Genomic DNA, 14,845 nt, shown 5'->3' with positions numbered 1-14,845 from the left:
GCATCTGCCCATACTGGGTTACTTGCATCTCCTACACTTCCGGCTGTGAATACACATGGATCTAGTGGTTCTGGATCAGTTCCGTTTGGATCTCCATCTCCATCACAATCTGCGGTTAACCAATCTCCAGTTTGTGTTACTGTTATATCTGCTACGTTGTAATCACATGGATCGGTTGGATCCGTTCCATCAGGTCCTGCGGTACCATCCATATCTGGATCTACCTCTGTTCCGTTGATTACTCCATCTCCATCACAATCGGATGTATACCAATCTGTATTATTATCTGTAAAATCTACATTAGCAATATTTCCACCTACACATGGGTCATATGGTGCTGGATCAACAGCATTTGTTTCGCCATCGCCATCACAATCCGCTGCTTGCCATATTGCATTAGACGTATCTGCTACACTTCCTGCTGTAAACACACATGGATCTTGTGGATCTGGATCGGTTCCGTTGGAATCCCCATCACCATCACAATCCGCTGCTTGCCAGATGGCATTAGACGTATCTGCTACACTTCCTGCGGTAAATACACATGGATCTTGTGGATCTGGATCCGTTCCGTTGGAATCCCCATCGCCATCACAATCTGCTGCTTGCCATATTGCATTAGATGTATCTGCTACACTTCCTGCGGTAAATACACATGGGTCTTGTGGGTCTGGATCGGTTCCGTTGGAATCCCCATCGCCATCACAATCCGCTGCTGCCCAAATATCATAAGCTGCTTGTTCTGAACTTCCTGGAGTTCCTGGATTTGTTGGGATTGTTGGATTTGTTACACTACATGGATCGAATGGTTCTGTACCATTCATTATTTCTTCTCCATTGGTCTCGCCATCGCCATCACAATCGGCTGCTGCCCAAACCGAATAGTTTGGATCACTTGGTGATGGAATTGTTTGAGTACCACTAACACTACATGGATCGGTTGGATCGGATCCATTATTATCTTCTGTTCCATTTGTTTCGCCATCGCCATCACAATCCGCTGCTTGCCAGATGGCATTAGACGTATCTGCTACACTTCCTGCTGTAAATACACATGGATCTTGTGGATCTGGATCGGTTCCGTTGGAATCCCCATCACCATCACAATCCGCTGCTGCCCAAATATCATAAGCTGTTTGTTCAGGTGTACCTGGTGCTACAGGATCTGTAGGAGATGTTGTTCCTGATGAAAACACACATGGATCGATTGGGTCTGGATCACTTCCATTTGGATCACCATCTCCATCACAATCTGCTAATATCCAAGCTCCTGTTTGTGTTTCTGTAACTAATAAAGGTTCATATTCACATGGGTCATCTGGATCGGTTCCATTTCCATCATCTATACCATTTCCATCCGGATCAATTTCATTTGCATTAGTTACACCATCACCATCACAATCTGTATCTTGGAATTCTGTAGTTGTTATTGTATAATCTTGGTTAACCGGAAGATATTCACAAGAATTATAAGGATTTGTTAAATCAATAACTTCTTGACCATTTGTTACTCCATCACCATCACAATCGGCTAATGCCCATATATCATACGCTGCTTGTTCTGAAGAACCAGGAGTTCCTGGATTTGTAGGAGCAGGAGTTCCAACTGTAAATTCACATGGATCGGTTGGGTCTGGATCTGTTCCGTTTGGATCGCCATCACCATCACAATCTGCTGCTTGCCATATGGCATTTGATGTGTCTGCTACACTTCCTGCAGTAAATACGCATGGATCTGCTGGATCAGGATCTGTACTATCACAATCACCATCACCATCGGTATCAATACAACCATCAACAGTGATGCTTTCTATTAAATCATCTCCAGCCGTAGTTGGATCTACTTGATCTGGTGTTGTAGCTGCTGTTGTTGTATTTGTTATTGTATTACCATCTTCACCAAGGTTAACTGTTCCTTCAATGATAAGTGTTACAAACTGTCCACTACTTATAAAAGGAATAGTCCAATTTGGCGATAGATAAGTTGAAGGTTGATCACCACCTGTATTTCCATTATTAGCTGTAGCTGTCAATTCAACAGGAATAACATCAGACAATGAAACATTAGTTGCATCATCAGGGCCATTGTTAACTACTGAAATTGTATAAGTAACAGTATCTCCTTCTGCTGGTGTATTAGTTGCACTAGTAAGTACTTTCGTTGTTATTAAATCGGCTATTCCGGATGCTGTCCCTCCATTAGCAGCATCATCGTCAGTATCATTTACAGGATTATTATCTAATTCATCTGCACTCACAGAAGCATTGTTTGTAAATGCACCTGAACCATTAATTACTGCTGTTACTGTTATAGTTACATCATTTGCAGGGCTTCCAGGTGCAATACTTGAAATTGTACAAGGGAAACTTGTACAACCACCACCAAAAACACTTGAAATGGTTAAATTATTAGGAGCATCAGTAACAACAATATTATTTGCTATATCTGGACCAGCATTACTAACAACCAATGTATAAGTAACTGTATCACCACTTGTGTAAGGACCTACTGTATCTAAAGTCTTTGTAATACCTACATCTGCTACTCCAGAAGCTACACCACCATTTGCTGGATCTTCATCCATATTATTTGTTAAATCTGGATCCGTTTCATCTGCTAAAACAGAAATATCATTAGTGAATGCACCAACATCGTCGATGGTTCCCGTTACCAAAAGAGTTATATTTCCTCCTGATGGAATTGTACCAAGGTTACAATCAAAATCAACACAAACTGGACCACCACCCGACACACTTGTAAGAGTTAAGTTTGTTGGTGTATCAGTAACCATAACATTATTAGCAGGATCTGGACCGTCATTACTTACTACTATAGTATAAGAAATTGTATCACCTGAATTATAAGGAGCAGGAGTATCTAGAGTTTTAGTTACACTTATATCTGCAATTCCCGTGGCTACACCATCATTATTTCCGTCGCTACCATCATCTGTATCGTTAGTTACATCGACATCTACTTCATCTGCTGAAACAGAAGCTACATTTGTAAATGCTCCTGGTCCATCAATTGTACCAGTTACAACAATAGTAACATCACTTGCTGGAGAATTAGCCAAAACAGTACCCACATTACAAGGGAACGTTGTACAACCTCCTCCTAAAACATTTGTTATTGTCACATTTGTAGGAGTGTCTGTTACTATAACGTTATTAGCTGTATCAGTTCCATCATTACTTACAACAATATTCCATGAAACCGTATCCCCTGTTTCAAAAGGCCCACTTTCATTTAAAGTTTTTGTGATACCCATATCTGCTTCTGCAACACTACAAGAATCCGGAGCAGTTCCAGCGTTTTGCGTATCTGTACAACCGCTTGGGTTATCAAAAGTTCCAGTTAAGATTACATCTGCACCATCTGCAGAAAAAGTTAATCCGGAAAAAGTATGTTGTGTTGAACTAAATAATCCAGATACAGGAACAAATGTATTAATTCCAGCTCCTGTTAAATCAAGATTACCAGCTCCTGGTGGATTTGTAAACTCTACAACAACATCAGCTGTAAAAGTATCATCTGAACTATCACCTGTTGTACCATTTGAATCGCAAGCCCCAATATTGGTTAAAGAAATGACTGCTACTGTACAGGTATTTATAGTAATAAATATATTTGCTGTATCTTCATTACCTAGAGGATCTGCTACAGTATAAGGAAAAGAAATTGGTGTATTACTTCCTGGTGGAGGTGTGATTTCCAATTCACCTGCTACGTATTGAACAATTGTACCATCTGAAAGTAATACAGGAGCTCCACCTTCAGTAATAGGCATATTATCTACTTCAGTAATTATTATTGGGTCCGAATCTGGATCGGAATCATTATCCAAAGGATCAATTGTAATTAGGGTATCTACATTTGTATTATCCGTATTATCTTCAGCTTCTGGAGGGTTATTTATACTAACCGAATCAGTAACTGGTCCTACCACAGTTCCATTAGGATCGGTTGCTGTAAAAGTTGCTGTATTATCTCCGGTACAAGGTAATGTGATTTCAACATCAATAGTTAAAATCAACCTTTCACCAGGCGCGAATTGACCTGTATTATTTTCAAAAATATTATTTAGTCCTTGTCCTGTATAAAAAGCATTTAAAACCGGGTCTACCGTAGCAGTAGAGGTTATTATTTGCGGGGCACCTACACTTACAATATTACCAGGGCACATTGCTGAGATATCATCTACAACTTGTAGATTAAAAATATCAACAGGAGATGTTGGGTCATTTTCTATTTCTATTTGAAAGGTAATATCTCTATTGCCTAATGTACCCGCTGGGTCATTATTTATTATTGTTTTTGTAACAACTGGAATTGGAGCAAATAAAATTTGCACTGGAGTTTCTTCACAAAAACATTGCTCATCATCATGTTCTGCAGTTAAATTTCTTCTAGAAATATCTGAAACTGCCGTTCCGGCTGAATCCTCACCAGTAATCACACCTTGCGTATTTCTTGTTGTTTGATTTCCCGTAGGCCCTACATTTAAGTCTACTCTATAGGAAGCACTTGTATTTGCTGCCATAGTTTGACCTGGTATCAATAAATCTGTAGAAGTACCAATAAGACCAGAACCTCCATCAAAACCTGGATTAGCATTTAAAACTCCTGAAAGTTGAGTTACCACAAACGTATTAATTGGTATTCCTGACGCAAATAAATGATCAAAAGAGTCTACGTATTGTATATTAGAAGCTGGGCCTGATCCGGAATTTCTTAATGTAATGGTATAGAAAAAATCTGATGTTCCATCTGTATTAACAGCTGGCGTTGCGTCACTTATCTCTAGACCTGCACTTAAAATAGATAGGTTTTCTTCAAATAACTCTACATCTGTTGCACTTGTAATAAATGGATCTCCCGTAACCGCATCATTAGCGGTTGCAAAAATTTCATTAATTACTGTTGCCCCGTCCAACGCTGGGACTGCATCAACCTCTATACAAAAAGCATATTGAATTGATTCACCCGGATCTAATTCACTTAAGGTATCAATAATAATCACCTCTTCATTAGTAGTTCCATTAAAAGAACCATTTGGCGTCACACCTGTTGGCATTAGTGGTCCCGCAGAACGAGATACAATATTTACAATATTTGCATCACCTAAAAATGGTGTTCCTAGATCATCTGTTATACTTATATTATATACTGGATTTGAACCCGTATTAGTTAATGTTCCTGAATAACGTATTCTATACCTATCATCAGTAGTATATCCCCAATCACAATGCGTTTTATTAATCACTAAGCCTCCATCTCCTACTGGGGCACTACATTGTGACTGTGCAGTAAATGTATTTGGTAAATTAAATACACATGAAGTAAATGCGTCTGAAAAAGATGCAGTTAAGTCAACCGCTCCACCATCTGCACTAAATTGAACACCAACAAAAGTATGTGATGTTGCTGAATCTAAAGTACCAACTCCCTCGGCCGCGCTTCCATCACCTGTTAAGTCCAGAGTACCAGTAGCAGGTGCAAAATCGAAAGTAACTGTTATATCTGCTGTAAAAGTATCGTCTCCTTCATTTCCAGGGCCTTGTGTTCCTCCATCGTTACATATTGAAATATTACTAGCAGTAATACCGTTTATTATACAATCTGGACTACAGGAAGCTGGAGCAGCTCCTGTGGAAACAGATAAAGTACAAGTAGATACACCACCAGAAAAAGTTACGGTAGCATCTATAGGTCCACCATCTGCAGGCATGGATACATCTTGAAAAGTATATGATGTAGCACCTATACTACCAACAGCTTCGGTTCTAGTCCCATCCCCTGAAAGTATTATATTTCCACTAGAAGGTGGATTAGAATAAGTAACTGTAATATCTGCAGTATAGGTATCATCACTAGGGTCACCTTGGGTACCACCATCAGAACAAGCTGAAATATCACTAACGGTTATATTGGTTATCTCACAATCTGGACTACAGGAAGCTGGAGCTAAACCTGCAGAAGGCTCATTAAAAGTAGATGTACATGTTGCATCCCCAACAAAAGACGCAGTAATATCTATAGGTGTACCGTCTGCAGCCATATTAATTCCAGAGAATGTATAAGACATAACTCCTGGAGTAAATGTTGTAACATCGACGGTCTGTGCGCCACTATCTCCAGACAACACAAGGTTTCCTGTAGCAGGAGCTGCATCGAAGGTTACCGTTATGTCTGCTGTAAAAGTATCATCACTTGGATCTGGAGTTGTACCTCCATCACTACAAGCTGAAATCATTGATGTTGAAATAACTGTGATATCACACTGAGCAAAAGAGTTTACAGTTGACAATAAATAAATAAAAGCTCCTATTAAAATATAGGCCTTACTTGTTTTTGATGTAAATAAAGTAACTTTTTTCATAAGCAATTACATAAAATAAATCTAGTTGGGTATAACATATCGTAATTATAACAATATGTTTAATCTATAAAGTTTATAAAATTAAGAAAGCTTTAAGACTAAAAAAAAAAAATAACACAAAAAAATCGATTAAATGCTATTTTTTTATGTTTAAATGCATTTTTATCGACAAAAAACAAGTCTAATTCTTGTTCATAATACACTTAATTGCTTTTTTATAAGATGAAGTGCAAAATTATTGTATCAATTTATAGCATTTTCTTTATGAGGTTCGCTTGTTTATATAAAAAAAGAGCAGCTAATATTAGCTGCTCTTTTTTTATATAAGTTTTTTACTACCAAATTCTTACCCTATCTTCTGGAGCGATGTACATTTTATCGCCTTCTTTAATATTAAATGCTTCATAAAAAGCATCTACATTTAAAAGTGGTTGTACAGCTCTATTCATTCCTGGAGAATGCGGATCTGTTTTTATTCTAGTACGTAATGCATCTTCACGCATTTTTATTCTCCATACTGTTGCCCAACTCATAAAGAAACGTTGTTCGGGTGTGTAACCATCGATATTTTCCGGTTTGTTTCCTTCAAAACTCATTTGCATAGCATCATAAGCTGCAAGAACACCACCTAAATCTCCTATGTTTTCACCTAGAGTAAATTCACCATTAATATTAGTTTCAGGTAAAACTTCAATAGCACTATATTGATCTGCTAATGCTTTCCCTAAGCCTTCAAACTGTTTTAAATCTTCGTCTGTCCACCAATTATTTAAGTTTCCATCTTTATCATAACGAGAACCTGAGTCATCAAAACTATGTGAAATCTCATGACCAATAACTGCGCCAATTCCCCCATAATTTACAGCGTCATCTGCAGTATAATTATAAAAAGGTGGTTGTAAAATAGCTGCAGGAAAAACGATCTCATTATAAGCAGGGTTAAAATAAGCATTTACCACTTGTGGTGCCATATACCATTCGCTTTTATCTACAGGTTTTCCTAATTTATCTAAGTCTTTTTGAAAATTCCATGCACTAGCATTTAAAGAGTTTTGAAGATAAGTACCTCCATCTTCAACACTATTAACAGCCAATGCAGAATAGTCTTTCCATTTGTCTGGATAAGCAATTTTCACTTTAGTTGCTCTTAGTTTTTCAATAGCTTTTTCTTTGGTTTCTGGACTCATCCATTCTAGCTTATTGATTCTATGCTCGAAAGCTAAAATAACATTCTTTATCATTTTTTCGGCATTCACTTTTGCTTCAGGCGGAAACTTTTTATCCACATATAATTTACCTAATGCTTCACCGATGGTTCTATTTAAGGATCCTAGGGCACGTTCGTCTCTTGGTCTTTGCGCTTTAGAGCCATTGAGTTCTTTTCCGTAAAACTCCCAATTAGCAGTTTCAATATCAGTACTTAACAATCCTGCAGCTCCATTAAAAGCATCCCACTTTAAATAGGTTTTCCAATCTTCTACATTACCATCAGCAAGAACTTCTTGTAATCGATTAAAGTATCCTAAATCTCCAATAATTACTGTGTCTAATTCTTTTACACCAATACCATTTAAAAAGTTTTTCCAATTAACAGCAGGAACCATTTCTTGAACTTCGTCAATAGAACGAGGGTTATAACGTTTACGAGCATCACGACGATCTACCTTATCCATTTTAGCTTCTTCTAATCTAGTTTCGAAAGCTAAAATTTGATTTGCTTGTGCATTCGCATCTGCTTCACTATCGCCTAAGTATTGAAACATTCTAGTAATATGTGCAACGTATTTTTTTCTTTTTTCTTTAGAATCTTCATCGTCTTTCACATAGTAATCTCTATCTGGTAATCCAGTACTTCCTCCTCCTAAATAAGCAACATTCCTGTTACTATCTTTAGGGTCGCTACCAACACCAAATCCGTATAAACCGCCACCACCTTTAGGTTCCATTTCTATCATGAAAGCTTGTAAGTCGTCAATATTTTTAATGGCTTCAATTTTTGCTAAAATTGGTTTAACAGGAGCTATACCAGCTTTATTTCTACTAATAGTATCCATTATAGTTTGGTAGTAGAATACTGCTTTTTCCTGGTCGGATCCTGGAAGGACTTGTATGTTTCCTAAATCTTTATTATCGGACATAGCAGATTTTAAAATAGCTAAAGCATCTGCATCTGTTTTTTTGCGGAGTTCTTGAAAGCTTCCCCAAGTTGCTTGATCGTCTGGTATTTCGTTATTTTCAAGCCATTTACCATTAACGTGTTTGAAAAAATCTTCGCTAGCAGGAACTGTAGTATCCATGTAATCTAAATTGATTCCAGGAGTGGTTTCTACTACAGCAATTTCTTTTTTAGCCTCTTCTTTACAAGATACAAGACCTAAAAAAACGACTGCACTAAGAAGTGATAAGTTTTTAAAGTTGGTTTTCATTTTGATTGGTGTTTAATTTTTGATTACAATTTAATACTAAATAGATGGTTATTTATAAATACTGTTACATCTTTAACAAAAAATTAATAAATTAATATGAAGGTTTACTCAATAGTTTTTTGGTATATAAACTATCAAACTCTTTTTTGATAGTAATCACTTCATTAACTGTATTATTTGGAATTGTAATAGACAAAACATAATGTGCAATTTTCCAAGTATTATCTTCTAACCTTAAAACACCAGAACCTCTACAAATTTCCATTTGTGTATCAAGTAGCTCATCAAACCAAGCTATTTTTTTATCTTCAGAAAGATAAATATTTCTTTCTAATGCAGTAAAACTCCAAGCTTTTCCTTTATCGAAATACGGTTTTGAAAATGTTCTAAAAGCTTCGTTTTGCCAATTTTCGGTAGCATCAGTACCTATAAAAACGCCATCTTTTTTCATTAAATTAAAGTAAGCATCAAATTCTGCATTTGCTGCAGCTTTATGCCAAGCATCTAAATTAGTATGAATTTCTTTTTTTATTTCTGAAATGGAAACCACTTTTTCCTCATCCACTTTTACACCACAAGATGCAACGATTATAAGCAAAAAGAATATATATGAATACTTCATTTTAATATGGTTTTTGAATGTTTTGTGATTCTTTTTCAATCTTTTTATTTATTTGAAGATTAAGGTTTGAGAAGGCTGTTAAAAAATCTCTAACCACTAAAAGCACTTCTTCTTTTTTAGGTTGTGATAAATTTGCAACACCTTCTAGTTTTAACATTTGGGTCTCTAAAGCAATTAACCTGGCATTAATATGTGGTGTATCAACCTCTTCGGGTATGGTTTCTTTTAAATCTTTAACAAAGGCTATTAACACTTCATTATTCTCTTTAAAAAAAGACAAATCTGCTTGATTAACTTTAGATACGACCTCGTCTAGTTCCGCATATTTTTGCCAAAACTCGGACGAATTTTTAGTTCTAGAATCTAAAATAAATGCGGTATAATTTAACTTAGAAATATCTTCTTTCGTTATTTTTAAAGAAGTTTCATCTTTCACTTCTTCTACATTTTGTGTTACATCTGTTTTTTTACAAGAAAAAACACAAAAAAACAAGGTAATATATAGTAATGCTTTCATTTGTTATCAACTATTATTTTACAAATATATCGTATTCTTTACTTTTATTATTAAATACTTTATATAGTTATTATTTTGTGTTTTTTACATTTTCTTCTTTAAAATCTTGCTATTTTTGAGCACCTAAAACATATAATTTAATGACTTCAAAAATTTTAATTATTGGTGCTTGCGGGCAAATTGGTTCGGAGCTCACCTATAAACTAAGAGATATTTATGGTGTAGAAAATGTGATTGCAAGCGACATAAATACTAGAAAATTAGAGTTAGTCAATTCTGGTCCTTTTGTAATTTTAGATGCAAAGAATTTTAATGCTATTAAAGATTGTTGTATTAATCATAATGTAAAAACTGTATACTTAATGGCAGCTTTATTAAGTGCAACAGGAGAAAAATACCCAATGGAGGCTTGGGATTTAAACATGAACTCTCTTTTTCATGTATTAAATTTAGCAAAGGCAAAACAAATAGATCATGTTTTTTGGCCATCAAGCATAGCTGTTTTTGGGCCTACAACACCAAAGGAAAACACAGCACAACATACTATCATGGAACCTTCAACCGTATACGGAATCACAAAACAAGTTGGAGAACGTTGGTGCGAGTATTACCATGAAAAGTACGATGTAGATGTAAGAAGTATTCGTTATCCAGGAATTATTAGCTGGAAAACGTTGCCTGGAGGAGGAACCACAGATTATGCAGTAGAAATTTACCATGAAGCCATTAAAAACAAAAAATACGAGTGTTTTTTAAGTGAAAACACCAAACTACCAATGATGTTTATGGATGATGCTATTAAAGCAACAATAGATATCATGCAAGCTGATACAGACACGATTAAAATTAGATCTTCTTATAATTTATCTGCAATTAGTTTTACACCTAAAGAAATAGCTGCTGCTATTCAAGAACAAATTCCAGAATTTAAAATAACCTATAAACCAGACTTTAGACAAGCCATTGCAGATTCTTGGCCAAAAAGTATAGATGATGCTTCCGCAAGACAAGATTGGAACTGGAAACACGCTTTTTCTTTAAACGATATTACCAAAGAAATGCTTCTACATTTAGGTAAAAATAAAGACTAATTTTAATTTTGGCACAATATTCGTTATTTTAGCGGGAATCTAAATTTATAAAAATGAAAAAACAACTATCGCTTATTGTAGTTTTATTATGTACCTCTATGCTGTTTGCTCAAAAGGCAAAAGTTCAAGAAGGGGACTGGAAAAACTTAAAAGGTATCACCAAGTACACCCTTGAATTCGATTATTCTAATCTTGAAATTCCCAAATATGATAATGAAGAGGAATTTTTAAAAGATAAAATGGCTAAGCGTGATGAAAAAAACCCTGGCTCAGGAGAAAAGTTTAAAGCCTCTTGGTTTGCGGACAGAGAAAACAAATATGAACCAAAATTTATTGAATCTTTTAATAAAAGATGGGATGATGGTAAAATAAAAATTGGCAAAGATTATAACGAAGCAGAATATACTATTAAAGTACATACTACTTTTATGTATGCAGGGTATAATGTTGGTGTAGTAAGACAAAACTCTAAAATCGATGCTGTTTTAACAGTGTACAAAAACGATGCACCAGACAATGTTTTATTTCAAGTAAAATATACTAAAGCAGAAGGAAACAACTTTATGGGTGCAGATTATGATTCTGGATATAGAATTTCGGAAGCTTATGCTAAACTAGCAAAGACTTTTGCAGCACATTTAAAGAAAAAAACAAAGTAAAACATATTACTTTACTCAAGTTAAAAGCGAACTTTATAAGTTCGCTTTTTTTATTTTAAACCATCTATTCAAAAAAAATAATCTTTTTATTTTAATTAAACTATTCGCTTTTAGAATATTATAGATATTTAGTTATGTTTGTAAGAATTAACCTTTAAACTTTACCATGAAAAAAATCTACCTATTACTTTGTATTTGCTTTTACTCTTTTACAATTAACGCGCAAAATGAAATTTCGCCAGATTATAATTTTAGTGTAAGTGAACCTTATCAAGTTTACGATGCTGCTAAAAAATATTATTTCAGTAAAAACAATGAAATTCTTACAGTTAAACCTTGGAAAAAGTATTTGGTAATTCAAAAATTTGGTGTAGACGATTTAAACCTAATTTCCGAAAAAGAATATAACGACTTACCAGATAATTATGTCGTAGAAGGCATGATAGAATTACAAGAAAAATACTACTTTTTTTACTCGTCATGGTCTGGTAAAAAGACAAAACAAGAACGTCTATACTACAGAGAAATTGACTTTAATACAGGAGCATTTATTGGAGAAGGGATAGAATTAATAAAAGTGAACGGAAAACTAGCTGGATCACCAATGGCAACATACACAACAGGTTCTGGCGTAGGGTTTGGAGGTTTTGGCGGATTTGGAGGCTTTGGTATAACCGATAAATTTGATTTTTTAACCTCTAAAGATGAATCTAAATTATTAATACAATATAGAAAAAAACCAGAGGTAAAAAGAGACACAAAAAGTTACGACATGATTGGTGTTAATGTATATGACACGAACTTAAATCCTACTTGGTCTAAAGAGTATAAAATGCCATATACCGAAAGAAGAATGGATTTATTAGATTTTGCTGTCGATGCGAATGGTCATGGATATATTTTAACCAAAGTTTTTCATGATGACAGCAATAGAGATAAGAAAAAAAGAAAAGATAAAGATGCAAACTACCACATGGAACTATTTAGATTACTAGATGGTTCGGAAGGAATTGAAAAAAGCAAAATTGTTTTAAATGACAAGTTTATTAATGGTATTTCTTTATTTGAATCGGAAGATGGCTATATGATTTGTGCAGGATTTTACACCAATGGTTTAAATAATAATTTAGGTAACTCTGATGGTGTTTTCACATTTAAAATTACTAAAGAAGGAGAGCTAGTTGAAAAAACAGCACACGAAATTCCAGTAGAAGTTTTAAACCAATATGTAAGTAAAAGAACACAAAAAAAGAATGCAAAAAAAGATAAAGATGACAAAGCAGAGTTTGCTAATTTACAACTTCGTGATTTAGTAATACATAGCGATGGCAGTCTTGTTTTAATTGGTGAACAAACTTTTATTGTAGCGCATTATAGAAATAATGGCCAAGTATATTATACCTTTCATAACAATGATATGTTATTAACTAAAATAGATGCAGATGGTAATTTAGCTTGGATGAAAAAACTACCAAAAAGACAGTCTGGCGCTCCAAAAATAGGACAAGTATACGATACAAGTAAAACCTATAAAGGTGGCATGTCATATTCTTATTTTTTCACCAACAGCAACCACTATTTGGTCTATTTAGATAATGTGAAAAACATAGATTTAGAATTAGACCAAGTACCTGCTTTACACAGTGATGGTCATGGTGGTTACTTAACTGCTTACAAAATTAATGATGCTACAGGAGCTGTATCTAAAGACAATATTTTAGACACTAGAAATGTAACAGATAAATTAGCAGTACACCAATTTAGTAATAATAGAGTGGTTAAAACTGCCGAAAATCAATTTGTAATAGAGTTTTACAAAAAGAAAAAAGAAGATGTTTTAATTAAAGTAGAAATTAAATAACCTCTCCTATATCTCAAAAAAGCAAAAAGCGAACCTTATTGGTTCGCTTTTTCTGCTTTATTCATATTTATAACATGTGCTAAATTCTTTACAAGTCTATCATGTTTTTTAACAAAAGGGTTTGTTTCATCCCAAACATAACCAGCAAGCACAGCACAAATTTGTTTTTTTATATCAGGATTTTCAGGTCTATGGAAAAATAAAGTCTGTAAGTTTCCTGTGTACCATTCTTTAACATAAGTTGCAAAAACGCGAACACCTTTCATAATATAACCAGTGTACTCTTCTTCCCAATCAACGGTTTCGCCATTCAACTCATTAGTAATAAGTTTGGCTGCTTTTAAAGCCGACTCTGTAGCAAAAGTTACTCCAGACGAAAAAACAGGATCTAAAAACTCTGCACTATTTCCAGTTAAAGCATATCCTTTTCCGTAAAGCTGTGTTACAGATTTTGAAAAGTTTTTAATATTAATTGGATTAAATTTAAAATCTAATCCTTCAAAACGTTTATAATAATAGTCAGAAGTTTTAAGTAATTGTTGCATTCTTTCGGTGGTATCTCCTTCAAAAGAATCTAAATATTCGGTTAAACCTACAAAACCAATACTAGTATCTCCATTAGAAAAAGGAATTACCCAAAACCATGTATCTTTATCTAAAACATCAAAAGTAATCATGGTTCCTTCTACTCCTTCTGGTCGTTTTAAATCTTTTACATGTGCAAAAATGGAAGAATGTTCTGGGATAGACGATGGTTTATCTAGACCAAGAATTCTTGGTAAAACACGACCATAACCGCTAGAATCTATAATGTGTTTTGCATGTACTATATATAGTTCTCCATTTTCATCTTTAATACTAGTTTTCGAAGATCCATCTTCATCAAATACTACATCTAAAACTTCATGATTAAAAGTAATATCTACTCCTCTATTCACTAATTCTGTCGCAAGAACATTATCGAAATCTGCGCGTGGTACTTGCCATGTCCAATCCCATCCTTCGGTATGTTTTTTACTAAAATCAAAATCACAAACAATATCACCACTTAAAAAACGAGCTCCATGTTTTTTTTCAAATCCAAAATCCTTCAAAACATCTAAAAGGCCAACTTCATCAAAATGATCCATACATCTTGGCAATAGACTTTCTCCTATTACAAACCTTGGAAAAGTACTTTTTTCAACAACTTTAAGCTGTTTCCCTTGGTTATGCAAGTAAGAAGCAGCCACACATCCTGAAGGTCCAGCTCCAATAATTAAAACATCCACATGTATTTCATTCAT

Annotated in this window: 8 protein-coding genes; 3 read left to right on the top strand and 5 right to left on the bottom strand. The window is 34.6% G+C overall.

Annotation, left to right across the window (positions count from 1 at the left end; all coding sequences use genetic code 11):
• From Q4512_RS03930 to Q4512_RS03915, 4 genes are all read right to left on the bottom strand, one after another.
• The coding region (locus Q4512_RS03930; protein WP_303421804.1) for an Ig-like domain-containing protein at positions 1-6,383 on the bottom strand (6,383 nt) is incomplete at its 3' end.
• Between the two features lie 335 nt (positions 6,384-6,718).
• Positions 6,719-8,809, bottom strand: a complete 2,091-nt coding sequence (locus tag Q4512_RS03925; RefSeq protein WP_303421802.1) for a M13 family metallopeptidase — start codon at positions 8,807-8,809, stop codon at positions 6,719-6,721.
• A 91-nt stretch (positions 8,810-8,900) separates the two neighbouring features.
• Entirely contained in the window at positions 8,901-9,431 is a 531-nt protein-coding gene (locus Q4512_RS03920; protein ID WP_303421800.1) for a nuclear transport factor 2 family protein, read from the bottom strand.
• 1 nt (position 9,432) lies between these two features.
• Positions 9,433-9,948 (bottom strand): hypothetical protein, encoded by a 516-nt coding sequence (locus tag Q4512_RS03915; RefSeq protein ID WP_303421798.1) that lies wholly within the window; start codon positions 9,946-9,948, stop codon positions 9,433-9,435.
• Positions 9,949-10,088: 140 nt separating this feature from the next.
• Here Q4512_RS03915 and Q4512_RS03910 point away from each other — a divergent pair, with 140 nt between their 5' ends.
• The 3 genes from Q4512_RS03910 (at position 10,089) to Q4512_RS03900 (ending at position 13,559) form a co-directional block, all read left to right on the top strand.
• Positions 10,089-11,039 carry an NAD-dependent epimerase/dehydratase family protein gene (locus Q4512_RS03910; RefSeq protein WP_303421796.1) on the top strand — a complete coding sequence of 317 codons (951 nt, stop codon included), beginning with the start codon at positions 10,089-10,091 and terminating at the stop codon, positions 11,037-11,039.
• 53 nt (positions 11,040-11,092) lie between these two features.
• Entirely contained in the window at positions 11,093-11,698 is a 606-nt protein-coding gene (locus Q4512_RS03905) for a hypothetical protein (RefSeq protein ID WP_303421794.1), read from the top strand.
• A gap of 166 nt (positions 11,699-11,864) precedes the next feature.
• Complete coding sequence (locus Q4512_RS03900) at positions 11,865-13,559, top strand: hypothetical protein (RefSeq protein WP_303421792.1); 1,695 nt, start codon at positions 11,865-11,867, stop codon at positions 13,557-13,559.
• A 35-nt stretch (positions 13,560-13,594) separates the two neighbouring features.
• Here the strand turns inward: Q4512_RS03900 and Q4512_RS03895 are convergent, their stop codons facing one another.
• Positions 13,595-14,845 carry an NAD(P)/FAD-dependent oxidoreductase gene (locus Q4512_RS03895; protein WP_303421790.1) on the bottom strand — a complete coding sequence of 417 codons (1,251 nt, stop codon included), beginning with the start codon at positions 14,843-14,845 and terminating at the stop codon, positions 13,595-13,597.

The organism is Oceanihabitans sp. 2_MG-2023 (genome assembly GCF_030547245.1).
In the GTDB taxonomy this organism is placed as follows: Bacteria; Bacteroidota; Bacteroidia; order Flavobacteriales; family Flavobacteriaceae; genus Oceanihabitans.
The sequence above is the reverse complement of the archived record's forward strand: the minus strand, read 5'-3'. Positions and strand labels throughout refer to the sequence as shown.

Bases quoted from the DNA above. Each gene is read 5' to 3' on its own strand.
- Q4512_RS03925 (WP_303421802.1), bottom strand. From the start codon at position 8,809: ATGAAAACCAACTTTAAAAACTTATCACTTCTTAGTGCAGTCGTTTTT.
- Q4512_RS03920 (WP_303421800.1), bottom strand. From the start codon at position 9,431: ATGAAGTATTCATATATATTCTTTTTGCTTATAATCGTTGCATCTTGT.
- Q4512_RS03915 (WP_303421798.1), bottom strand. From the start codon at position 9,948: ATGAAAGCATTACTATATATTACCTTGTTTTTTTGTGTTTTTTCTTGT.
- Q4512_RS03910 (WP_303421796.1), top strand. From the start codon at position 10,089: ATGACTTCAAAAATTTTAATTATTGGTGCTTGCGGGCAAATTGGTTCG.
- Q4512_RS03905 (WP_303421794.1), top strand. From the start codon at position 11,093: ATGAAAAAACAACTATCGCTTATTGTAGTTTTATTATGTACCTCTATG.
- Q4512_RS03900 (WP_303421792.1), top strand. From the start codon at position 11,865: ATGAAAAAAATCTACCTATTACTTTGTATTTGCTTTTACTCTTTTACA.
- Q4512_RS03895 (WP_303421790.1), bottom strand. From the start codon at position 14,845: ATGAATGAAATACATGTGGATGTTTTAATTATTGGAGCTGGACCTTCA.